The sequence below is a fragment of the Bacillus cereus group sp. MYBKT14-1 genome, from assembly GCF_051915185.1.
In the GTDB taxonomy this organism is placed as follows: Bacteria; Bacillota; Bacilli; order Bacillales; family Bacillaceae_G; genus Bacillus_A; species Bacillus_A cereus.
In genome coordinates this window covers 263,403-287,787 of sequence record NZ_JBQAEF010000007.1, presented here as the reverse complement: position 1 = coordinate 287,787, position 24,385 = coordinate 263,403, and the positions used below count along the sequence as shown (strand labels likewise).

Here is a 24,385-nt window from a genome sequence, read left to right as displayed (position 1 = left end):
AATGATTGTCCTTTTCTTGCCATAAAAAAATCCCCTCCAGATAAAACAGTATTGAGTCCATCATATCAGATGGACTCTTTTTTTACTGTCTACCTATAGGGGATAATACCAAAAAAAGGTCTCTTTTATTTGTCCATGTTCATTGAAAACAGCTACAGCAACTCCTGCTAGATTGAGTGGCCTTGATCCGACAACTTTTCTAAGTTCTTCAATATATCCCATTGTATGTAACCTCCGTAAGAAAAAATAAGAGCAAATAAACTATTCGTTATTATGTAAATATATTCCTCTTTATAAGGGGAGAGATGACATATAACTTATTTGTTTTATTTGGTAAAATATACATCAAAAAAGGTCAAACAAAAACTTTGACCTTTTTTGACCAAATGTTATAATAAAGGCAGAAAGAGATAATCTTTCATTCATAAATAATAAGGAGGAAAAAATATGCGTAATTTATTTCCAGAGATAACAAAACGTCAAAATGGCATTTTTGATTTTGGGCCTTCTTTATTAGAAGGGATGACAGATGCTTTCTTTAAGCCACTGAACATGGATACTTTTAAAGTAGATGTTCATGAGCAATCTGGTAAATATACTGTGAAAGCAGATTTACCAGGTTTTCAAAAAGAAAACATTCAAGTTGATTTTGAACAAGATATATTAACGATCCAAGCAACGAATCATAATGAAGTAGACGAAAAAAATGAGAATGGCACATATATTCGTAAAGAACGTTCTATAGGTTCTGTAACTCGACGCTTTAATTTTAAACAAGTTGAGGAAGAAAATGTTAAAGCAAATTATAAAGATGGCGTATTGACAATTGAATTGCCAAAATTGAAAGAAGAAAAAAGTAGTAAGACAACAATTAATATTGAATAAAAGAGCTGATAAATTCAGCTCTTTTTTTACGTAGTTAATGAATAAATGAGTTGAAATCGTAATGAGATGAATAAAGTTTTAACGTATAAAAAAATTTCACGATTTGCTCCCCCTTAGGTTATTAAAAAGGGTATATTTAAAGGGAAAGGAAAAAGAACACCTAGACATACTGCTTAAGGTGAATTAGTAATAGAGTCAAAATACATAGTAAGGATAGTGGCATTTTAGATTAGGATAATAGATTTTTCTGGAACAAACTTAGGCGATTATGAATTTTTTAATTAGTAAGGAAGTGGTTAAATGAGCTTATTAACGTATACTGAAGAATTTTTTAATTATGTAAGAGAGTTTTTACTTTTAAGATTTTTACTATTTGCTTTAGTTTTAATCATTATTTCTTTTGTAATAAACCGTATTATTGATTGGTTTTTTAGGAAATCAAGCTTTTTTGATGAAGAGGTAGAGCAGACGATTCAAAGTGTAATTCGATCTATTTTTAGATATATCATTATCATCAGTCTTATCATATATTTAATTAGCCAATTTGTAGATATAAAAAGTATTATTGCAGGTGCAGGGATAGCTGGAGTTGTCATCGGTTTTGCTGCACAACAGATGCTAAAAGATGTTATATTAGGCTTTGCAAGATTAGCGGACAAAGAGTTTCGGGTTGGTGATTTTGTAACTTTTAACGGAACAAATTCAGGAACTATTGAAGAGATTAGTATTCGTTTTATGCAAATTCGTGAATGGTCAGGAAAATTACTTACCATCCCGCACGGAGAGATTAGAACGATACAAAATTTTAATAAAGGATGGATGCGTGTAATTGAACGCATCACGGTAAGTTATCAGGAAGATCCAACAAGAGTGAAGGAATTGTTAGAAGAAGTATGTGTTATATGCAATGAAGAATTGAATCAAACTCTTTATAGAGTAGAGGATAAGGCTGTTGAACCATTTAAATACGTCGGTGTTACAGACTTAAATCCTAACTTGAAATATGTTGGCTATGAATTTTGTATTACAGGTTTAATAAAGCCAGAAGATTATTTTGAAACTTCTAGACAAGTAAGATTTGAATTAATGTCTATGTTCCATAAGAATCAAGTGCAAATGCCAGCAGCGAATATGGTTGTTACTACTGAAGGTTTACAGCATATCCATGGTGGACAATCTTTATCGGACAGCTAAAGTAGAATCGTTTGTTAACAAAAATTCTGCTTCCAACATTGGATAGAATAACAATAATAAAATGATTGATATAAAGAAAGGGCTGAAGGAATTCGGTTCTTTTTTTATTTATAGAATTTAGAAATTTCTTAATGTTATAATTGTAGTTGGTGATGAGAATGAACTTTGAAGAAAAAGAGATGCGTCGTTTAGAAGCATTAAAAGAAATTGCTGAATTATTAAATGAAGCAACAAACTTACAGGATATGTTAGAAAAAGTGTTGCATACATTGTTACAAGTAATGAATTTACAAACAGGGTGGATATTCTTTATTGATGAAAGTGGAAAGCACAGCATGCTTGTAGACGAAAATTTACCAGAGGCTCTTACGTGGCAAAAGAAGAAGCCGATGTGTGAAGGAAACTGTTGGTGTGTAGAACGTTTTGTGAATGGGAGATTGGAAAAAGCGACTAATATTATTGAATGTAAGCGAATAGAAGATGCAATTGAATGTAATTGGGGAGAGACAGAAGATGTTACACATCATGCGACAATTCCGCTTAGGTCTGGATCAGAAAAATTTGGTCTACTAAATGTGGCTGCACCTCATAAGACTCATTTTTCTGAGGAAGAGTTAGCGTTATTAGAATCAATTGCATTTCAAATTGGAACGACAATACAACGTATTCAATTAGTTGAGAAAGAACGTAAATATGTAGTGGTAGCGGAAAGAAATCGACTTGCACGTGATTTACATGATTCAGTAAAACAATTGTTATTTTCTATTATGCTAACAGCGAAAGGTACTCTGAATATGACGCAAGATAGAGAGTTGCAAGAGATGTTAAGTTATATTGGGGAATTATCACAAGAAGCATTACAAGAGATGACGCTATTAATTTGGCAATTAAGACCTGAAGGATTGGAGAAAGGATTAGCAGAAGCAATTCAAAATTACGGGAAGTTATTAGGAGTTCAAGTGGAAGTTCGAATTGATGGGATGGTTTCAATTGGGGATGAAATAGAAGAAGTTTTATGGCGTATTAGCCAAGAGGCGCTACATAATTGTAAAAAGCATGCTTCGTGTGAAAAGGTACATATTCTTTTGAAAATAGAAAATAACCAGTTACATTTTTATATAGAAGACAATGGAATAGGATTTATACAAGAACAAGTAAGGGAATCAGCACTTGGCCTGAAAAGTATGAAGGAACGTATTCAGTTAATGAAGGGATCGTTTCAAATTATAACAGAGCTGAAAAAGGGTACAAAAATAGAAATTCAATTGCCGATTTGAAGGGGAGAATAAGGTTGAAGATTAAACTGCTACTAGTTGAGGACCATCATATCGTTCGAAGAGGACTTGTATTCTTTTTGAAAACGAGAGAAGAATTTGAAATTATTGGGGAAGCGGAAAATGGCGAAGAGGCATTACATTTCATGCAAAAAGAAAGACCAGATGTCGTACTAATGGATGTATCGATGCCGAAAATGGATGGAATTGAGGCAACAAAACGTCTAAAGCAATATGATGAGACAATAAAGGTACTTATATTAAGTAGTTTTTCAGAGCAAGATTATGTTATACCAGCACTTGAAGCTGGAGCAGATGGTTATCAATTAAAAGAAGTACAACCTGAGCAACTTGTCGCTTCTATTATTGCAGTACATCAAGGAAATGCGAATTTTCACCCGAAAGTAACACCTGCATTAATGGGGCGTTCTGCAGTAAAGAAGGAAGTAGAAAATCCTTTTTCAATGTTAACGAAAAGAGAGCAAGAGGTACTTCGCGAAATTGCGAAAGGAAGAAGCAACAAGGAGATTGCAGCAGAACTTCATATTACAGAACAAACTGTGAAAACACACGTTTCAAACGTTTTAGCTAAATTGGAAGTGGATGATCGTACGCAAGCCGCATTATACGCAGTGAAACATGGGGAGAATTATTCATAAGCATGAATAATTCTGTTATATCGTATGACAGAATACAAAGGAGCAATTAAAATTTATAGTAATCCCTAATATAGGTTTTTCTTCTTTCGATAATTAGGTACAATAAAGTGAAACTCTAATCAGTGGGGGACCATCCCCACTGATGATTAGTTTAACTAATCGGTTTTTACAGGATAAAGCTACGATGGAAGGGGAGGATATGCTATGCCTGGTACAAGAAGTGGGATTGGAAAGATTCAGGCTTCGTTAAATGGTTTATCACCGAAATTGCGAAGTATTGCCGAACATATTTTGAAACATCCACAAGATGTTGTACATAAATCTATTACAGAATTAGCTGAAGTTACGAATAGTTCCGAAGCTACGATATTCCGCTTATGTAAACACCTTGGTTTGCAAGGTTTTCAAGATTTAAAGATTACATTAGCTCGTGAAATTGTACATACACCGATGCAAAATATTCATGAAGAGGTATCAGCAGAAGATAGTATGGTAACTGTTGCTAAAAAAGTTTTTCATTCGCATATTACAGGACTGCAAGATACTTTACATTTGCTTAATGAAACGGCACTTGAGCAGGCTGTACGAGCCTTACAAGAAGCAAGTCGAATTGAGTTTTATGGAAATGGTGGCTCTGGTATTATTGCAATGGATGCGTATCATAAGTTTATGAGAACGGGTATTTCTTGTATCGCTCATACTGATTCGCATTTTCAAATTATGGGAGCAGGTTTACTCTCGGAAAATTCAGTTGTTATTGGTATTTCTCATTCTGGTAGCAATAAAGGATTACTTGAAGCGTTAGAAGTAGCGAAAGCAAGAGGAGCCAAAATTATTGCGATTACGAGCTATAAGAAATCAGCATTAAGTCAACTTGCTGATATAACGTTATATACATCAACACGTGAGACTGAATTCCGCACAGAAGCAAGTTCATCACGATTAGCACAGTTAAGCTTATTAGATACTTTGTATGTAGGGTTGTCGTTGCAGCGACAAGAGGAAACTCTAAAAAATTTACAAAGTATACGTGAAACGATTTCGATGAAGCGAATATAAAAAAAGCTCTTCAAATGAAGAGCTTTCAGACTGTAGACAAACTATTTTTGGAGAGTTCAAATGCTAAAAATAGTTTGTTTCTTATTTTAGGGATAATTTATCCAATGGAATTTATATGTAGTGCTTTCTATACTATAAGTGAGGAAGATGTCTTATGAAAATATCTGTTTATGTTGCAAGTGCATTTAGCAAGGATCATAAAGGCGGAAATAAAGCAGGAGTGGTATTTATTGAGAATACAAATACATTGACCACTACTCAAAAAATCGAAATAGCCAAACAACTGGGTTATGCGGAAACCGCATTTATATCAGAATCTGAAATTGCTGATTATAAATTTGAGTATTTTACTCCAAAAGAAGAAGTTGATTTATGTGGTCATGCCACAATTGGCTCTTTCGCGATACTGATGCATTTAAATAAAATTTTCAGGAATCGCTATACGATTGAAACGAACAGCGGTGTTCTTACTATCACTATAAAAGATGACATCATATTCATGGAACAAAATAAACCGAGATTCTATGATGTTGTATCTCCAAACGAGTTCATCGACTGTTTTGATAGTAAAGATATAGACAATAAATACCCAATTCAAATTGTCTCCACTGGCTTAAAAGATATTTTAATTCCTATAAAAAGCGAAATACAATTACATGCACTGCAACCTAATTTTGAAAAAATTAAAGAAATCAGCAAGTATTATAATGTTGTCGGGATGCATTTATATACTTTTAATGACAATCGAATTATATGCAGAAATTTTGCTCCACTATACGACATTAATGAAGAAGCAGCGACTGGAACTTCAAACGGTGCATTAGCTTGCTATCTTTATGAACAGCACTATTTGCAAAAAGAAGTCTATGTATTTGAACAAGGTTATTCTTTACACTCGCCTTCCGAAATATTAGTTAAATTAGCAACCAATAGCAAGAATAAAATAGAAAAAGTTTATGTTGGTGGCAAAGGCTATTACTGTGAAACTAAGTGTTTAAATATAGAAAATATTGAGTGAAGAGCTTTTTTATCGATGAGAAGTTTGTTACTTTATTTTCTTTTAGAAATGTATGACTTACTTATAGTCAGTGATAAACTCTCATTTTTAAAAATTTAAAATAAAGACCGATTTATGTAATAATTCAAATATTGTTCATAATTTCACAAATTGTTTATGAAGTGTCATGTTATGATGAAGATGTAATGATGATTGAACACTTAAATTTGGTACAATAACTAGCCAAAGTAGTGAAGAAAGTAGTTGTGAGATAAACTCATTAAAATGCTAAAACACTAAAGGGGAGATCACATATGAAAGCAGTAGTGGTTAATAAAAACAGCAAAGCAAACATCGAAGTGATTGAAAAAGAATTACGTCCGTTACACTCAGGTGAAGCGTTAGTAGATGTAGAGTATTGTGGAGTTTGCCACACTGATTTACACGTTGCGAATCATGATTTTGGTAACACTGATGGCCGTATTCTTGGTCATGAGGGTGTAGGTATTGTTACGAAAATAGCTGATGATGTTACTTCACTAAAGATAGGTGACCGTGTAAGTATTGCATGGATGTTCCAATCTTGTGGACGTTGTGAATATTGCGTAACTGGTAGAGAAACATTTTGCCGTGAAGTTAAAAACGCTGGTTATTCAGTGGATGGTGGTATGGCTGAACAATGTATCGTTACAGCTGATTATGCGGTAAAAGTACCAGAAGGATTAGATCCTGCTCAAGCATCATCAATTACTTGTGCTGGTGTAACTACATATAAAGCTATTAAAGTATCAGATATTAAACCTAGTCAACCTATTGTAATCTATGGCTGCGGTGGATTAGGTAACTTAGCTATCCAATATGCTAAAAATGTATTTGGTGCAAAGGTAATCGCAGTAGACATTAATGACGATAAATTAGCCTTAGCGAAAGAAGTTGGTGCTGATATGACTATCAATCCAATTTCTCAAGGTCCTGCTGATAAAATTGTGCAAGAGAAGTTTGGTGGCGCTTATGCTGCGGTAGTAACAGCAGTCTCTAAAGTAGCCTTTAACTCAGCAGTTGATGCAGTACGTGCTTGCGGTAAAGTAGTTGCAGTAGGGCTACCAGTAGAAACAATGGACTTAAACATCCCACGACTTGTACTGGATGGAATTGAAGTAGTTGGTTCTCTAGTTGGTACTCGTAAAGATTTGGAAGAGGCGTTTATGTTTGGGGCAGAAGGAAAAGTAGTGCCGGTTGTTCAAACTTGTTCGCTAGATAAAGTACAAAATGTATTCGAAGAAATGGAACAAGGTAGAATTCAAGGGCGTATGGTAATTGATTTTAAAAAACATAATTGTGATTGCAAATAATTCACTTTAAATATAAAAAACATGAGTCTAGCAAAGGACATGTAAAAAAGTTAGACAGCATAAGAAGATGATCCCTGTATTTAATAGGGATCATCTTCTTTATTTTCTACTAATATCGATGCCAATTAATACTTCATTAATGAGAAATGATTAAAGGTTTACTTTATTTGCAAACGAAAAGGAATCTTTATGTTTAACAAATTTTTTATGATCTGGAACGTTTTGAATTGCTACAATTTGCGAATCTCTTGCTTTCAGTGCATCTTGAATCCCGATGGTCATAAGCTTAATAAATAGAATCGTAATAAAGAATGAAGCGAGAGTATAAAAAATAATCCACCATGAAAGATTCATTTCATTACGATTTAATCCAATAAGACCTGCCCAATCATTAGATAGAGAAACAGGTTTGAGCACTCCGTCATAGAGTTCACGCATTTGTATGCCGCCAATTACAATGTTAAGCAACGCTAAATGGATAACAAGTATGAGTGTTTGGACGATATGTTCCATAAATAATACAAATAAGCGGTCAAGTAATAAGACTCGTAAGTGTTTTTTTATAATATGAAAACGACTAGCCCCCAGTAATTGTGAACTTAAGATGTAATCTTGTTTCATAAATTCATCAACCTCTGAGGATATGTATAAAGAAAGTGTAGGCAGAGCGACGAAAATAAGTACGAGTACTTGATAAAACGTAAATGAAATATTTGGATCTACCCCATCAGCATTTGATGTGATTATAATATTAACGGGCGTGATGAGTATGAATGCGATAAATAGAGTTGGAATGTAATAAAAAACTTCTGAGCATGACTGGAAAAATCTCTTGAGTTTTGGAGCAAATAAACTTAAGAGGATTCCTATACATGTTCCGCATAAAATTCGAAAGAAGCTAATTGCCATGGCTAATAAAATAGTGAATTTTGCTCCTTCTACAATTTGTAAGAAAACAGACTCTCCAAAACGATCAGATCCAAAAGGTGGAATTAACGATGGCGGAAAGGGGGCTTTTCCAAGTAATTCGTTATTGTCATTGTAAAGTAACTGAGGAGGTTTTGGGATGTTATCTTTAAAGAACCAACTATAAATAAAACTAGCTGAAATAAGTATGAATAGATAAGTAAAGCCGATTAAAAAGCGTTTTGATTTCCAAATAGATTTCATAATGATACTCCTTTCAATTGCTTTTTCCATCTATTCATCATGAATGAGACTATTTGGAAAATAGCATAAAATGGTAAAATAATCATAACAAGTATGATAAATGCAGCTGGAGGTGAAACAAACGCCTTATTAAATAAAAATTGAATAATGCCTTCCATATTAAAAACAAATTCTAAAATGAATAAATTAGAAAGTAAGAAAACAAAAATCGTTTTTAAATGGTGGAAGAAGTGGATAGATATATTTTTGAATAAATGAATGCATAGTATATAACTTGATGAAAGGCCTTTTCCATATGCAACCTCTACGTAATGTTTTCCTTGCTCTTCTTTTATGTATAACACCATCATCCGAAACATTTGTAATGTAGGTAAGACAGCTAATGATAAAATAGGGAGTAAATAAGCTCGATTTTCATTAAAGGAAATAATAGTGACAGGAGATTCCCCAAATTTCTGAAGTACCCATATGAAAAATATTTGCAAACAGATCATCATCATCATATCAGGGACAGCTTCTAATATGAACACAATTCGGTTTATCCATTTTTTTATATAATCTTTTGCTAAAAAATAAAAAAATGCCATGCTAGATGATAAAAAGAGAGCAAGAAAAAAGGCTAAAAATAATATAGTAAATGAATATAGGTAAGGTTCTAAAACAGTTGGAAATAATGGTGTTTTTTTGAAATGGCCAAACTTCGGGTCTGATCCTATAATCACTAATGATTCAGGGGAAAAAACTTGTTTTAACATAGTAACGGTCTGATTAAAAAAATAAATTAGTTGAAAGGTAAATCCTTGTTGAGTGATAAATAAATAAGGTAAATTTAATAATAGTAAGAGTGATAAAAGAATTGATGAAAGCTTAATTGTGAATTGAGATATTTTATTTAACATTAAATCCCTCCGACATCTTTTTACAACATTATACAATAAATTTCGTGTTATTGTTTTTATTTTTCTGAAAAATAAAAATACTTTTCGGTTTTATAGTATGCAAGATATATTTACAAGATAAAAAAGTGATAGTAGGGGGCCACGCTCTATGTTTATCAAGATAAAAGACTAGTGAACCTAAAACAATAAATATGAGTAAAATGCACAGAATTCTCATTCTGCGGTTAGTTACTTTTCTTGGCTTGATGGTGATGTTACGTGACCGCTAAAAATGAATATTGCTTTTCAACTTTTTCTTCAAGCAAATAAGTAGAACGTATGGAGGATTATGTATGTGTTGTTAATGAGAGGAAAGAGTGTATTGCGTAACGAATATAACGTAATTTTACCGCATGGAAAAGCTAAATTTAGTATATAAGTGAAATGGAATGAGGGGATTTATTTTTGGTATGAAAAAAATTTTCTTTTTATAACTTGATAAATGAAAAAATATTTTATATACTAATTCATGTAAACGGTTTACTAAATCGTATTTTGCTAGTAATGAAGGGAAGATTCGCATGGAAACAAGGGGGAGAGTAATCGGGATTGATATCGGTACCACAAGTACAAAAACGGTTGTGTTCACAGAAAAAGGAAAAGTCATTGCATCACATGCAATCGATTACCCAATTATTCAACCGAATGTAGGATGGGCTGAGCAAGATCCTGATGTAATATGTGCCGCTGTATACAAAAGTGTAAGCGTTGCCATTGAAAAAGGTAATGTATTACCAGAAGATATTTCTTCAATCGGTATTAGTACAGCTATGCACGCATTAATTGCAGTAGATGAAAATGGTACGCCATTAACGCGTTCTATCATTTGGGCAGATAATCGAAGTACGAAGCAATCAGAAAAATTATTACAACAAATGAATGGGCATGAAATTTATAGACGTACAGGTACACCGATTCATCCGATGTCACCACTTTCTAAATTGTTATGGATGAAAGAAGAGGAACCAGAGTTATATACAAGTGCCTATAAATTCATTTCCATTAAAGAGTATGTGATTTACCAATTATTTTCACGCTACGTAGTTGATTATTCGATTGCTTCTGCTACAGGGTTATTTAATTTAGAAACATTAAACTGGGATGAAGATGTTTTAACTATGTTACATATGTCATCAGAAAAATTATCAACCCCTGTACCAACTACATATATTTTATCAGGTATGAAGCCAGAGTTAGCACAGAAGATGGGGATAAGTGCAGAAACACCAATTGTCATCGGAGCAAGTGATGGGGTTCTTGCAAATGTAGGAGTTGGTGCGATATCACCGGGTGCGGCTGCAATTACGATTGGAACGAGTGGTGCGGTTCGAACAATCTCATCAAATATAAATACAGATGAGAAAGGGAGAACGTTTTGTTACGCATTAACAGATGAGCACTGGGTAATCGGTGGTCCAACGAATAACGGCGGAATATTACTGAGATGGTTACGTGATGAATTTGGTAGTCCAGAGCAAGAAGTAGCAAGAAAGCTCGGCATTGATCCTTATGATTTATTAATTAAATATGCAGAAAGCGTACCAGCTGGAGCGGATGGGCTATTGTTCTTACCTTTCTTATCTGGAGAACGCGCACCTTACTGGAATGCAAATGCTCGTGGTACATTCTTTGGAATCAATCTTCAACATAAGCGAGAACATTTTATACGTGCAGTGATGGAAGGTGTTTGTATGAGTGTATATTCAGTAGCACTCGCAATCAGGGATTGTACAGGGCCACTTACTGAAATACGAGTTTCAGGAGGGTTTGCAAAATCTGCATTTTGGAGACAAATGTTGTCCGATATGATGGGAAAAGAATTGCTTGTACCTGAAAGTCATGAAGCATCTGCGCTTGGGGCAGCGGCAGTTGCTTTATATGCTGTAGGAAAAATTGATTCTCTTGAAGAGGTAAAGGATTGGATTGATATTGTCCATCACCATGTACCGAATAAAGAAAATACGGCTATATATTTAGAAATGTTTTATATGTATGAACGACTTTACAATCGCTTGAAAGAAGAATTTGATTGTATAGCTGCTTTCCAACGTAAACAATAGGGGGATTGGGAGAAATGGTAGTTGGGATCGTACTAGCGGCAGTTGTCATACTACTTTTACTTATTACGGTAGTAAAATGGCATCCATTTGTCGCATTAATTTTAACAGCAATTGGTGTAGGATTAGCAATGGGAATGCCTTTAATTGGAACTTCACCAAAAGATCCAGGGATTATTGATTCTATTAAACTAGGGCTTGGTAATACGTTAGGGTTTTTAGCGATAGTTTTAGCACTAGGAACGATGCTTGGAAAAATGATGGCCGAATCTGGTGGTGCTGAACGTATCGCTAACACATTAATTAATCGTTTTGGGAAGAAACGAGTTCACTGGGCGATGATGTTCGTTGCATTTTTAGTAGGGATTCCGGTATTTTTCCAAGTTGGATTTGTACTATTAATTCCGTTAGTATTTACAATTGCGTTAGAAACTGGGGTATCACTTATTACAATTGGTATTCCGCTAGTAGCAGGACTGTCAGTCGTACACGGACTTGTTCCACCGCATCCAGCGGCAATGGCGGCAGTTGGTATTTTTAAAGCAGATGTAGGGAAGACAATTTTATATGCGTTAATTGTCGGACTTCCAACTGCAATTATTTCAGGTCCACTTTACGGGAAATGGATTGGTGCTCGTATACATAAGGAAGTACCATTAGATATAGCGGAGCAATTTGTTGAAAAAGATAATAAAAAAGAGCTTCCTAGCTTTTGGAATACATTGTTTACAATTTTACTTCCAGTATTTCTTATGCTTGGTGCATCAATAGCAGAAGTTGCATTAAATAAAACGAGTCAACTAGCACAAGTATTACACTTTATTGGAGATCCGATTGTGGCTTTATTAATTGCAACCATTTACTCTTTCTTTAGTCTTGGATATGCAAAAGGTTTCTCAAAAGATAAAGTGTTACAATTTACAAATGATTGCCTTGGACCTATTGCAAACATATTGTTAGTGATTGGTGCAGGCGGCGCATTTAATAAAGTATTATTAGATTCTGGAATTGGAACGACAATTGCAGATATGGCGAAAGAATCACATATTTCACCGATATTATTAGGGTGGGGAATTGCGGCACTAATCCGAATTGCAACTGGATCGGCAACTGTTTCTATGATGACAGCAGCTGGTATTGTTGCGCCGATTGCAGCAAGCACACCAGGTGTAAATGTTGAATTATTAGCACTTGCAACTGGTGCAGGGTCATTAATTTTATCACACGTGAATGATTCAGGATTTTGGATGATTAAAGAGTATTTCGGAATGACTGTGAAAGAAACATTATTAACATGGACTGCAATGGAGACTATATTATCTGTAGTAGCACTTGGGCTAATTTCGATATTAAATATATTTGTATAGAATAGGAGATTGATTAATATGAAACTAGGTTTAATTGGATTAGGAAAAATGGGATTCCCATTAGCTGAACACTTATATGAAGACAAGCATGAAGTAGTTGTATACGATGTAAATAACGAGCTTGTTGAAAAGGCAGGAAAACTAGGAATTACTGCACGTCATACATTAAAAGAAATGATTGCTGAACTAGAAGCTCCTCGTACAATTTGGGTAATGGTGCCTGCAGGAGAAGTTGTAGAGTCAGTACTAAAAGATGTATATCCATTATTAGATGAAGGTGATATCGTTATTGAAGGCGGAAATTCATTCTATAAAGATACGTTACGCCGTGCTGAAGAAGCAAAAAGCTTCGGATTACATTATGTAGATATCGGTACATCAGGCGGTGTAGAAGGAGCTAGATATGGTGCTTGCTTAATGGTTGGTGGAGAAAAAGAAATTTACGACCAATTAGAACCTTTATTTAAAGATTTAGCAGTAGAAAATGGCTATTCTTATGCTGGCCGTGTTGGTAGTGGTCATTTCTTGAAAATGGTTCATAACGGTATTGAGTACGGCATGATGCAAGCAATCGCTGAAGGATTTGAAGTACTAGATAAGAGTGACTTTGATTTCAATTATGAAGATGTTGCAAAAGTATGGGCTAACGGATCAGTTATCCGTGGCTGGTTAATGGACTTAACTGAAAAAGCATTTGCAGAAGATCCGAAACTAGATGGCATTAAAGGTGTAATGAACTCTTCAGGAGAAGGAAAATGGACTGTTGAAACTGCACTTGAACTTCAAGCTGCAGCACCAGTTATCGCTATGTCATTATTTATGCGCTATCGTTCTCAGGAAGATGATACATTCCATGGAAAAGTAGTTTCAGCATTACGTAATCAGTTCGGTGGACATGAAGTTGTGAAAAAATAAGGATGTTTTTAAAAAGAAACTTGTGTATAAGCGCAAGTTTCTTTTTTATAGTTTAAGAAATTACTAATTTAAAAATACCAATCAATCATCGTTTTTTTGTCACAAATGATAGCTTCAACGTTCATTGAATGAACAATATATTCTATATTTTCTTCTTTAGCTAATAATAAGGTTGTAAAGGAATCGTATATACTCATAAACGCATACTCATTATCTTCGCCAGTAATAATTAACTCATTATTGCTAATGTCCCAAATATCTAATGGAGTAGTATTATTTACCTGTAATAATCGGTTTGTATCAAGAACTGGTTCAGAGAAATATAGATTTTTTGCACCTTTAGAACCGAGGAGTTTAAGTAATTTGTGTAATAAAAATATAGACGTATAATCTTCTGTTGGGTAATAAAGATCTTTTTTTAAGTTTGAATGTAGCTTTTCAGCTAAATCCTCTCTTTTATATTCTTCTGAAAGGGCACTAATGGAAGTCAACATGGCCATTGCTAGGTCTGCGTATGAATGTAATCCACTACAAGACATCATTTCCTTCCAAGAAACGGATTTCCCATTATAAATGATTTCTTCAGCGCTAGGATAGATGTGCTCATATGGTCTTTTTCTCACAGACTTTTTCCATCCTAAAGGCATTTGGATAAAAGGATGTAGCAATATAGCTGCAGATTTAAAGTTTCTTGATAGTTGTTCTAAAATTGGTGATTTGTCATCTAGCCAAATGTAATCCAACAAAATATAACCTCCTCTTAGACTTTGAAATGTACGGATTCCCGTATTATGTTTTTTGTATTGATTGTATCAAATATAAAGCGAAGCATGAAATATGTCTCAACATAAAAGTAAGAATAAATAAAATGAAGTTTTCATAAATAGTAAAAGGGTGCTTATGTCATCAGTATAGCTAAGAAATGTTGTTACATATGAGAAGAGCGTGTTAATAAAATATGAGGTGGTTAAATGGGAAATGAGCAAGTGAAGTCTGTAAAGGAAGAAAAAAAGTTATGTCTTTGTATGATCGTTAAAAATGAGTCTAGAATTATGGAAAGATGTTTAAATGCAACAAAATCAATTGTAGACTTTGTTTCTATTTGTGATACTGGATCGACGGATAATACGCCTGAAATTATTGAAAATTGGTGTAAGGAAAATGAGATACCTGGGACGGTTCATCATGAGCCGTTTAAAAACTTTGGTTATAACAGAAGCTTAGCTGTTTCGTTAGCGCAAAAAACATACCCAGAAGCAGATTATTTATTAATATTAGATGCGGATATGATTTTAGAGGTTGATCCGAATTTCGATAAAACGAGCTTAACGGAAGATCATTATCTTACATTACAATATGATGTTCATATTAAATATTGGCTTACACGTCTTTTAAAAGCTTCTTTACCATGGAAATCTGTCGGTGTTACTCATGAGTATTGGGATATAGATCGTTCAAAAGTTGGAGCGAATTACAATACGAGGGTAGCTCGGTTAGAGACTCTTGTCGTGAATGATCCCGGAGATGGCGGGAGCAAAGCTGATAAATTTGAAAGAGATGAGAGGTTGTTGTTACAGGGAATAAACGACCCAGAAACAACGCCAGATTTGCATATAAGATATTTATTTTATTTAGCTCAGACTTATTTTCATTTAAGTCAATTTGAGAATTCAATTAAATGGTATAAAAAACGAGTGGAAGCAGGAGGATGGGTTGAAGAGGTATTCTATTCGTTATTGCGAATAGGATTTTGTTATGAGCAGTTAGCAAATCGTTCAGCAAATAAACAAAATGAAGTGACAGATGCGGATGAAAAAGAAACTGTTAAAGGGCAAGAAGAGCAATATTTAGCATTAGCTGTTTTTTATTTTCAAAAAGCTTGGGAATATAGACCAACCCGGGCTGAACCATTATACCAACTTGCAAGGTTGTATCGATTACGATCTCAAAACAATATTGCTTTGATGTATGCTCTGCAAGGGAAGGAAATTCCTTTTCCAAAGGATGATCTACTATTTGTAGATTATCATGTGTATGATTACTTATTTGACTATGAAATTTCTATTAGTGCTTTCTATATACCTCATAAAAAACATTTAGGGGCGGTGTCGCAAAAGTATTTGGAATCGATAAAAGAAAAGATTCCATTTCATATAGCAAATATAGTAGAGAATAATGCGAAATTTTATTAAATACATTTTCGATTAAAGGAGTAGTGGAGTAACCATGGAATTAATGCGATGGGCGATTGAACTAGGAGAATCGGTGCATGGAAATACGTATGAAGAATTGATGCCACTACTAGACTATTATTATGATCGTGATCATTTAAAAGCGTATTGTATCGCAAATCTTCTTTTAAACATGGATGTATTAGATGAGGACCGGGAAAGAATCGAATTAAGAAGATGCATCGCTGCTTATTATGCTGGATTATATAAAGTAGCAAGAAAACATGCAAATGAGTTGGTACTTAAACATCCAGATGTAGATTTATATAAAAATAATTTAAGATTAATGGAAGTTTATTTGAATAAAGAATATGATTATTGTCTTTTTATATGCCCAAAGACATACGGTAGTTTCATAGATGTTGCGCGAGCTTTAAAGTGGCGGTTGGAGCAGGAGGGAAATACAGTAATTATATCAGAAACAATACTGGAAAATGTAAAGAATACAGTTGTTTTTGGAGCCCATACATACGCATATAACCCGAACCTTCTTCCGAAAGATGCAATTATTTATAATTTAGAACAGCTATACGAAGGAAGTCCATATGCGCACCCCCTTTATTTAATATTATTAAAAGATAGAGTGATTTGGGATTATAGTAAACAAAATATAGAATGGCTTAAACAAAAAGGGGTAGGAAAAGAAATAAAACATGTAGAAATGAACTATGCTCCAACTTTGGAAATAAAAAAAGATGCGTTTGAAGATGAGATTATTGAAGATATTGATATTCTGTTTATAGGTGCTCTTAATCCGAGGCGGCAAGCTATTTTTGACCACCTAAAAGCGGTTGCGCCGAATTTAAATATAGTTTTTAAAAATAATGCGTGGGGAATTGTTAGAAATGAATTGATTGCTAGAGCTAAAATTATATTAAATATTCATTTTTACTTATCAGGAATTCTTGAAACACCTCGCGTGTCTTATGCAGTCGCAAATAAGAAATTTATTATTTCCGAAAATAGTAATCCAGAAGATGAGGTAGAGTGGCCAGGAATTGTATTTACTCCGTACGAAAAAATAATTGAAAACGTAATGAAATATATAGAATTACCAGAAGAACGGAAAAGATTAGCGGAAAAAGCATATAATCATTTTGAAGCAAATGAAAGTTTAGGTACATTGAGCATGAGAGATGAATCAAAGTAATTGTACGAAACTCATACGAAAGTATGAGTTTTTTTTTGTTTATCATACTATTTTATGAAACAAGTTAACTCTTTATATTGTGTTTTGTATAGAAATTTCTGATAATATATAAGTAGAACTTGAAAACAAAGGGGAGAAATAATCATGAAACTAGTCGTTATTAACGGTACACCAAGAAAATTTGGTAGAACTCGCGTGGTGGCAAAATATATTGCGGATCAATTTGAAGGGGAATTATATGATTTAGCAATTGAGGAGTTACCTTTATACAATGGAGAAGAGTCGCAACGTGATTTAGAGGCAGTAAAAAAATTAAAAACGTTAGTGAAAGCTGCGGATGGGGTTGTATTATGTACACCAGAATATCATAATGCGATGAGCGGTGCGCTGAAAAACTCTTTAGATTACTTAAGTAGTAGTGAATTTATTCATAAACCAGTTGCGTTGTTAGCGGTTGCTGGTGGCGGTAAAGGTGGAATAAATGCATTAAACAGCATGCGAACGGTCGCTAGAGGTGTTTATGCAAATGCAATTCCAAAACAAGTTGTGCTTGATGGATTACATGTGCAAGATGGTGAACTTGGGGAAGATGCAAAACCATTAATTCATGATGTAGTTAAAGAATTGAAAGCATATATGAGTGTATATAAAGAGGTGAAAAAACAACTAGGAGTGGAATGATATGTCCTCACTTTATCATGATTCTCGCTTGTATTACATTCTAGGAGCCAATAGTCTATCTGCTATTGGTTCCGGAATTGTTATGATAACGATTCCTTGGCTGTTAATTAAAGAGAGTGGAGGAGAGACAACATTTGGTTATGTTTCTATCATTGCAACCCTCATTATGTTTTTATTAACACCATTCATTGGGCAAAGTATTGATCGTTTTTCAAGAAAATCTTTATTGCTATGTAACGAAGGAATCGGAATAGCCGTAATCGGAATAATGGTTATATGGGGATTTGCTGGGCAACCTTATCATTCTATTCACTATATTCTTATTTATATAGCCGGATCATTCTACTATTTATTGTTTTATCCTACAATATTTGCGTTCAACCAAGAGATATTTCAAGCAGAACATTATAAAAGTTTAAGTGGAACGATGGAAATACAAGGACAGTTAACACAAGTTATTTCTGGAGCGGCTGCGAGCTTCTTAATTGAAATTGTATCTTTGAAGTGGATTTTGTTAGTAGACATGTTAACTTTTGCTGGAGCATTTTTTCTTTTCTTATGTATACCGTACGTAAAGAAAAAAGAAGTGAAAAGAAAAATAACATTTAAGAAGCAATTGTTTGAAGGAATTCACTTTATGAAAAAACGTCCTAAGCTCTTTTGGTTCTTACTGGCCACTTATATGCCGTTTATAGGCGTTATGATGGCAAATTATTTAATACCAGTTTATATTTCGGATATACTTAAAGCCAATGCCTCTGTATACGCAATAGAGGGCACGATGTACGGTGTCGGAGCGGTTGTTGCAGGAATCTGTATTCCACTCATAATGAAATATGTAAAAACAGAAGTTTCAATCGTTATGACGATGTTCATTTATGTAATTTCAATTACCGCAATGATTATTGAACCTTCCGTAATTTTCTTATATGGACTTGCAATTTTTCATGCAGTTGGAAATGCGGGTACAAGAGTGGCGAGAAATGTATTGATGATGGAGGAAATTCCAAACGAAGTAATGGGACGTGTAGACAGCTTATTTCGCCTAATTGGTACTGGAATACGAATTGTATTATTAATGCTGTTTACAGCGGGTGTATCTAAAGCCGGAGTAATGCTTCCGTTTTACGTATTAAGCTGCATATTGATCTTCTCATTAGGAATCGCTATTTATTATGTACTATCACAACGTAAAGTAGCGGCGAATGTTTCTAATAAATCAATCGTTTAAAAAACACTTCTGCCGCCCTTTCTTTTTCTGTATAATAAAAAGAAAGGGAGTGCAAACTTATTTATGAATAAATGGATCTTTCTTATCATTTTATTATTACCGCCACTATACATCATTTATATGACGTTTAGAATGAACAAAGTTGCTCGTGAAAAGTTGAGCTATCACTCTCCGTACGTTCTTATACTGGGTGCAAAGTTATTTGGAGATAGACCGTCTTTATCTCTTCAAAATCGTTTGGATGTAGCGGTGGAGTATTTATTTTCCCATCCTGAAGCGAAAGTAATTGTTTCAGGTGGTCAAGGAGAAGATGAAGATATACCGGAAGCTCACAGCATGAGAAACTATTTAATGGTACACGGTATAGATGAGAGTCGTATTTTAATAGAAGATCAATCTACAAATACGTATGAAAACTTAAAGTTTAGTATGGATTTATATAATGTGAAACATGCAGTAGTTGTAAGTAATACGTATCATTTATATCGAACGAAAATAATTGCAAAGCGTTTAGGCATGAAGATGGAGGCACTAGCTGCTGAAACACCAATTCGTTCTAAGAGAAAAATGTATGTTCGCGAATATGCTGCTATTATGAAAACAATATTGTTCGACCGTTAGAGCTCAAATGTGAGCTCTTTTTTAATTTAAAAGCGTATCATTTGAAATGAATGCCATATTCCATCAAAATAAAGGAAACAACATTAAAGGAGTTGTATTTGTGATTCAATTTAATCATGTGTCAAAATCGTATGAAGATGGCACGAAAGCAGTGGATTCATTGCATTTAGAAATTAAAAAGGGAGAATTTTTTGTTCTCATCGGTCCGAGTGGATGCGGTAAAACAACGACAATGAAGATGATTAATCGTTTAATCGAAACGACTGAAGGATCGATTTTAATCGATGGAAAAGATATTCAACAATATAATATAAACGAATTACGTTGGGATATAGGATACGTGTTGCAACAGATTGCTTTGTTTCCTCATATGACAATTGCTGAAAATATTGCGGTTGTTCCTGAAATGAGGCAATGGAGCAAAAAAGAAATTAAAGCACGCGTCGATGAATTGTTACATATGGTTGGATTAGATCCGGATATTTATCGAAATCGTATGCCTGATGAATTGTCAGGAGGACAAAAACAACGTGTCGGTGTCGTGCGAGCATTAGCTGCAAACCCGAAAATCGTTCTTATGGATGAACCATTTAGTGCGTTAGATCCATTAAGTAGGGAACAGCTTCAGAAGGATATTGTACAGTTGCAAAAAAAGATTCAAAAAACAATCGTATTTGTAACACATGATATGCAAGAAGCATTATCACTTGGAGATCGCATTTGTATTATGAAAGAAGGAAAAGTTGTTCAACTAGATACACCAGAAGGAATTATACATAATCCGAAAAATGAATTTGTAGAGGAGTTTATTGGAAATCGCGGACGAACTTGGTATCAGGGGAAAAGTATAGCAGATGTATTGCCGCTTGATCAAAGTGTGCAATTAGAAGGGCAGGCGCTATCATTACATTCTTCTTTACAAGAAGCGTTAGTTCGTGTGCGTGATGAGGAGGTCGTTCCAGTTGAAAAAAACGGTCAATATATTGGAGCGTTAACAAGTCGTCATATTGTCAATTACATTGTTGAACAAATGAAGGAAAGAGGCTAAACAGTGACTAATTTTATACAAACGTTCCAAGAACGAAAAATAGAATTACTAACTGCATTAAGTGAGCATTTACAAATATCGCTTATTTCATTATTTTTTGCAGTAATTATAGCGGTGCCACTTGGCATCTTATTAACAAGAAAAGAACGAATGGCTGAATTTATAATAGGAACTTCTGCAGTAATGCAGACAGTGCCATCACTTGCATTACTCGGACTATTAATTCCATTAGTAGGAATCGGAAAACTTCCAGCGATTATCGCATTAGTTGTGTATGCACTATTACCTATTTTACGAAATACATATACAGGAATAAGGGAATTAGATGAATCTCTAATAGAAGCCGCGAAAGCTATGGGGATGAATAGTTGGAGAAGATTGTGGAAGGTAGAACTTCCTCTTGCATTGCCTATCATTATGGCCGGTATTCGTACAGCGATGGTATTAATTGTTGGAACGGCTACATTAGCAGCTCTCATTGGTGCTGGTGGGCTCGGTAAGCTTATACTATTAGGTATAGATCGAAATGATCATGCACTTATCATTTTAGGGGCCGTACCAGCCGCGTTACTCGCTTTATTCTTTGATATAGTACTTCGCATACTTGAACGACCGAAACGCTCTTCTAAGCGTGTTATATTGACGATATGTATTGTTTGTATAATGATTGCTTCTCCATTTCTTTGGAGTACAGAAAAGAAAGATATTGTTATTGCGGGCAAACTTGGATCAGAACCTGAAATTTTAATTCAAATGTATAAGCAGCTTATTGAACAAGATACAGATTTACACGTACAATTAAAACCAGGTCTTGGAAAAACAGCATTTGTATTTGAAGCGTTGAAATCAGGGGAAGTAGATATATACCCAGAATTTTCAGGAACAGCTTTATCTACTTTCGTGAAAGAAGAACCAAAGAGTACAAATCGTGATGAAGTATATGAGCAGGCTCGCATTGGAATGGAAAAGAAATATAATATGATTATGTTGAAGCCAATGGAGTATAACAATACATATGCACTAGCTATGCCGAAAAAAATAGCAGATCAAAAGAATATAAATACAATTTCTGATTTAGGGAATGTTGCACAGGAAGCCAAAGTAGGATTTACATTGGAATTTGCTGATCGTGAAGATGGTTATAAAGGAATGCAAAAATTATATAACTATAAGTTCTCGAATGTTAAAACGATGGAGCCGAAGCTGCGTTATAGCGCAATTGAATCTGGAGATGTTAACGTAATTGATGCATATTCAACAGATAGTGAATTGGAGCAATACGGACTGAAAGTGCTGAAAGATGATAAAGGGTTATTCCCACCTTATCAAGGAGCACCATTATTAAGAAAAGAAACGTTACAGAAATATCCTGAACTTGAAAAGGTATTAAATAAATTATCTGGAAAGATTACAGATGAAGAAATGCGAAAAATGAATTATGAAGTTAACGTAAATGGTAAAAGTAGTGAAGAAGTCGCAAAACAATTTTTACAAAAAGAGAAGTTACTTCGTTAAATTTACAAGAAATATACAAATTTATATGTTTGAAATGACCGTTCATTACAAAATGAGCGGTTTTTTTGTGCATACTTATACATTTTTTCAAAAAAGTATTCCATTTTTGCTCATTTTCTTTTAGAATAAGTAATGTTTTCCTGAAAAAATATAAGAGAAACGTCTATTAGAGAAAAAGGTGACTTTAATAGTTGAACGAACATAACACCTAGAATGACAGATGGGGTGGTACAAATAGAAAAGAAGTTAGGATTTTTTCCATTAATCGCATTAGTAGTTGGAACAATGGTTGGTGGCGGTGTTTTTAGTTTACCGCATGATTTAGCAGTAGGAGCAAACAGTGGTGCAATAATAATTGGCTGGTGTATTACAGCGATGGGAATGATTCCACTTGCGCTCGTATATCAAACATTAGCAAGACAAAAACCGGAACTTGAAGGTGGAATTTATAGTTATGCACGTGCTGGTTTCGGTGAATATATTGGGTTTAATAGTGCTTGGGGATATTGGCTAGCAGGAATCTTAGGTAATGTCGCAACAATTATGTTACTGTTTAGTACATTAGGTTATTTCTTTCCAATTTTCAAAGGAGGAAATAATGTTGCGTCTATCGTTGGGGCATCACTTTTATTATGGACACTTCATTTTTTAATTTTATTTGGAATCCGTGAAGCTTCTATTATGAATGTGATCGCAACAATAGGGAAGTTAGTTCCAATCGTTTTATTTATTGTTGTAATGGTAACAGCCTTTCGCTGGGACACATTTACACATGATTTTTGGGGAGAAGGAACGATCTCACTTTCCGCTATACTTGGCCAAGTGAAAAATACAATGCTTGTAACACTTTGGGTTTTCATTGGAGTTGAAGGAGCGGTTGTATTATCTGGAAGAGCGAAGAATAGTCGAGATGTTGGTAAGGCAACAGTATTGGGACTTATTTTAGTAATGTCCATTTATATTTTAATTTCTGTCCTGTCAATGGGAGCTATGACAAGAGGCGAACTTTCTGTGTTAGAAACTCCGTCCATGGGACATGTATTAGAGCACGTTGTTGGTCCATGGGGTGCAGTTGCGATTAACATCGGATTAGTTGCTTCACTTGTCGGTACATTAATTGGCTGGTTTTTACTTGTTTCTGAAATTTCTCATGTAGCAGGAAAAGATGGCGTATTTCCGAAAGTCTTTACGAAAACAAATAAGAAGCAAACACCGCACATGGCATTATGGATTTCAAATGGTGTTGCCCAAATTATATTTATCATCGTTTTGTTTTCGGAATCAACATATCAAATTATGTATTTCATTGCATCAACATCAATTTTATTACCATATTTATTATCAGCGTTATTCCAATTTAAATTAGTCATTACAAACGAACTAAAAGACGCTAAATTAAAAAACGGAGCGTTAGCTTTAATTGCTTCTATTTACTCTGTATGGCTTCTTTATGCAGCTGGTTTAAAGAATTTACTACTCGTTTCAATTGTGTATGGAATTGGAATTATTGTTTACACGTTTGCAAGAAAAGAACAAGGGAACCGTTGCTTTGTAGGTGCAGAGAAGTATGTGATGTGGGCAATTATTGTTGCGGCTATCACATCAATATATATGTTATTAACTGGAAATATAAAAATGTAAAAAGTCCTTTTGATTTAAAGGGCTTTTTTCTTTGTTTAGAGAATATTTACTACATAAGATATTCAGGAGGGATGAGAATGGAAGAAAAAGAACAGTTGTCTAGAATAATTGATTTAGCTAGTGAGTTAAGGAAAGTATTAGTGCAAGAATCTTTTTTTAATCATCATCCTGAACTAAGAGGAGTCATTGAAAATTTAGCAAGTTCTGTTGAAAATTTGGCGGAATTACAAATAAGTAAAGATGAAAACGCTGAAGATCGATTACGTTACGTACTTGCGAAAATGAAAATTGCTCATAATGCAATTTTACAAGAGAAAAAAGCATTTCCTTCTCATTAATATAAGTTTTTATTTTGAACCTGGCGGATAACGTCAGGTTTTTTATTTCTAGTTTTTCGTTT

Annotated in this window: 22 protein-coding genes and 1 pseudogene; 19 read left to right on the top strand and 4 right to left on the bottom strand. The window is 34.2% G+C overall.

The annotated features are described in order from the left end of the window. Window positions 1–126: 126 nt before the first annotated feature. Window positions 127–222, bottom strand: a pseudogene (locus ACTFO4_RS19295) (DNA mismatch repair protein MutT); the annotation flags it as partial. Window positions 223–447: 225 nt separating this feature from the next. Between ACTFO4_RS19295 and ACTFO4_RS19290 the strand changes: the two are divergent. The 7 genes from ACTFO4_RS19290 (at window position 448) to adhP (ending at window position 7,420) form a co-directional block, all read left to right on the top strand. Then, the gene (locus ACTFO4_RS19290; protein ID WP_001245055.1) at window positions 448–885 is read left to right on the top strand and encodes an Hsp20/alpha crystallin family protein; all 438 of its coding nucleotides are present in this window, start codon (window positions 448–450) and stop codon (window positions 883–885) included. Window positions 886–1,185: 300 nt separating this feature from the next. Continuing rightward, a complete protein-coding gene (locus ACTFO4_RS19285) occupies window positions 1,186–2,079 on the top strand; it encodes a mechanosensitive ion channel family protein (RefSeq protein ID WP_017674119.1) in 894 nt (297 codons plus the stop codon). A 179-nt stretch (window positions 2,080–2,258) separates the two neighbouring features. Next, window positions 2,259–3,356: a two-component system sensor histidine kinase CasK gene (gene casK, locus ACTFO4_RS19280; protein ID WP_170879395.1), complete on the top strand. Its 1,098-nt coding sequence runs from the start codon at window positions 2,259–2,261 to the stop codon at window positions 3,354–3,356. Window positions 3,357–3,370: 14 nt separating this feature from the next. Beyond that, the gene (casR, locus tag ACTFO4_RS19275; RefSeq protein ID WP_000694623.1) at window positions 3,371–4,012 is read left to right on the top strand and encodes a two-component system response regulator CasR; all 642 of its coding nucleotides are present in this window, start codon (window positions 3,371–3,373) and stop codon (window positions 4,010–4,012) included. Between the two features lie 204 nt (window positions 4,013–4,216). Next, a complete protein-coding gene (locus ACTFO4_RS19270; RefSeq protein ID WP_001119642.1) occupies window positions 4,217–5,071 on the top strand; it encodes a MurR/RpiR family transcriptional regulator in 855 nt (284 codons plus the stop codon). 154 nt (window positions 5,072–5,225) lie between these two features. Continuing rightward, entirely contained in the window at window positions 5,226–6,089 is an 864-nt protein-coding gene (locus ACTFO4_RS19265) for a PhzF family phenazine biosynthesis protein (protein WP_017674118.1), read from the top strand. A gap of 293 nt (window positions 6,090–6,382) precedes the next feature. Continuing rightward, window positions 6,383–7,420: an alcohol dehydrogenase AdhP gene (gene adhP / locus ACTFO4_RS19260; RefSeq protein WP_000649120.1), complete on the top strand. Its 1,038-nt coding sequence runs from the start codon at window positions 6,383–6,385 to the stop codon at window positions 7,418–7,420. 150 nt (window positions 7,421–7,570) lie between these two features. On the opposite strand, the gene ACTFO4_RS19255 is transcribed toward adhP, so the two are convergent. Both ACTFO4_RS19255 and ACTFO4_RS19250 read right to left on the bottom strand, forming a co-directional pair. Beyond that, window positions 7,571–8,590, bottom strand: a complete 1,020-nt coding sequence (locus ACTFO4_RS19255; protein ID WP_000836565.1) for an ABC transporter permease — start codon at window positions 8,588–8,590, stop codon at window positions 7,571–7,573. Beyond that, complete coding sequence (locus ACTFO4_RS19250; protein WP_440014100.1) at window positions 8,587–9,489, bottom strand: ABC transporter permease subunit; 903 nt, start codon at window positions 9,487–9,489, stop codon at window positions 8,587–8,589. Before ACTFO4_RS19250 ends, ACTFO4_RS19255 begins: the two co-directional genes overlap by 4 nt. A gap of 560 nt (window positions 9,490–10,049) precedes the next feature. On the opposite strand from ACTFO4_RS19250, the gene gntK reads away from it, so the two are divergent. From gntK to gnd, 3 genes are read left to right on the top strand one after another with little or no spacing between them, the layout of a single operon-like run. Further along, window positions 10,050–11,588 carry a gluconokinase gene (gntK, locus tag ACTFO4_RS19245; protein WP_000450007.1) on the top strand — a complete coding sequence of 513 codons (1,539 nt, stop codon included), beginning with the start codon at window positions 10,050–10,052 and terminating at the stop codon, window positions 11,586–11,588. 14 nt (window positions 11,589–11,602) lie between these two features. After that, window positions 11,603–12,952: a GntP family permease gene (locus tag ACTFO4_RS19240; RefSeq protein WP_000260208.1), complete on the top strand. Its 1,350-nt coding sequence runs from the start codon at window positions 11,603–11,605 to the stop codon at window positions 12,950–12,952. An 18-nt stretch (window positions 12,953–12,970) separates the two neighbouring features. Further along, window positions 12,971–13,867 (top strand): phosphogluconate dehydrogenase (NAD(+)-dependent, decarboxylating), encoded by an 897-nt coding sequence (gnd, locus tag ACTFO4_RS19235; protein ID WP_000765997.1) that lies wholly within the window; start codon window positions 12,971–12,973, stop codon window positions 13,865–13,867. A gap of 68 nt (window positions 13,868–13,935) precedes the next feature. Here the strand turns inward: gnd and ACTFO4_RS19230 are convergent, their stop codons facing one another. Next, window positions 13,936–14,613, bottom strand: coding sequence for a DUF2711 family protein (locus ACTFO4_RS19230; RefSeq protein ID WP_326235303.1), 678 nt, complete (start codon window positions 14,611–14,613; stop codon window positions 13,936–13,938). Window positions 14,614–14,838: 225 nt separating this feature from the next. On the opposite strand from ACTFO4_RS19230, the gene ACTFO4_RS19225 reads away from it, so the two are divergent. The 9 genes from ACTFO4_RS19225 to ACTFO4_RS19185 all read left to right on the top strand — a co-directional run bounded on the left by ACTFO4_RS19225 (window position 14,839) and on the right by ACTFO4_RS19185 (window position 24,323). Then, complete coding sequence (locus ACTFO4_RS19225; protein WP_000526219.1) at window positions 14,839–16,059, top strand: glycosyltransferase; 1,221 nt, start codon at window positions 14,839–14,841, stop codon at window positions 16,057–16,059. A gap of 34 nt (window positions 16,060–16,093) precedes the next feature. Then, entirely contained in the window at window positions 16,094–17,248 is a 1,155-nt protein-coding gene (locus ACTFO4_RS19220) for a hypothetical protein (RefSeq protein WP_017674115.1), read from the top strand. Window positions 17,249–17,392: 144 nt separating this feature from the next. Next, entirely contained in the window at window positions 17,393–17,929 is a 537-nt protein-coding gene (locus ACTFO4_RS19215; RefSeq protein ID WP_000780355.1) for an NADPH-dependent FMN reductase, read from the top strand. Window position 17,930: 1 nt separating this feature from the next. Beyond that, window positions 17,931–19,160, top strand: a complete 1,230-nt coding sequence (locus ACTFO4_RS19210; RefSeq protein WP_000097165.1) for an MFS transporter — start codon at window positions 17,931–17,933, stop codon at window positions 19,158–19,160. Window positions 19,161–19,223: 63 nt separating this feature from the next. Then, window positions 19,224–19,781 (top strand): YdcF family protein, encoded by a 558-nt coding sequence (locus ACTFO4_RS19205; protein ID WP_001045715.1) that lies wholly within the window; start codon window positions 19,224–19,226, stop codon window positions 19,779–19,781. Between the two features lie 100 nt (window positions 19,782–19,881). Beyond that, a complete protein-coding gene (locus ACTFO4_RS19200; protein WP_326235304.1) occupies window positions 19,882–20,829 on the top strand; it encodes an ABC transporter ATP-binding protein in 948 nt (315 codons plus the stop codon). Window positions 20,830–20,832: 3 nt separating this feature from the next. After that, window positions 20,833–22,344 carry an ABC transporter permease/substrate-binding protein gene (locus ACTFO4_RS19195; RefSeq protein WP_000181014.1) on the top strand — a complete coding sequence of 504 codons (1,512 nt, stop codon included), beginning with the start codon at window positions 20,833–20,835 and terminating at the stop codon, window positions 22,342–22,344. A 213-nt stretch (window positions 22,345–22,557) separates the two neighbouring features. Further along, window positions 22,558–23,985 carry a basic amino acid/polyamine antiporter gene (locus tag ACTFO4_RS19190; RefSeq protein ID WP_000129444.1) on the top strand — a complete coding sequence of 476 codons (1,428 nt, stop codon included), beginning with the start codon at window positions 22,558–22,560 and terminating at the stop codon, window positions 23,983–23,985. Window positions 23,986–24,062: 77 nt separating this feature from the next. Continuing rightward, the gene (locus tag ACTFO4_RS19185; protein ID WP_000391445.1) at window positions 24,063–24,323 is read left to right on the top strand and encodes a hypothetical protein; all 261 of its coding nucleotides are present in this window, start codon (window positions 24,063–24,065) and stop codon (window positions 24,321–24,323) included. Window positions 24,324–24,385 lie beyond the last annotated feature (62 nt).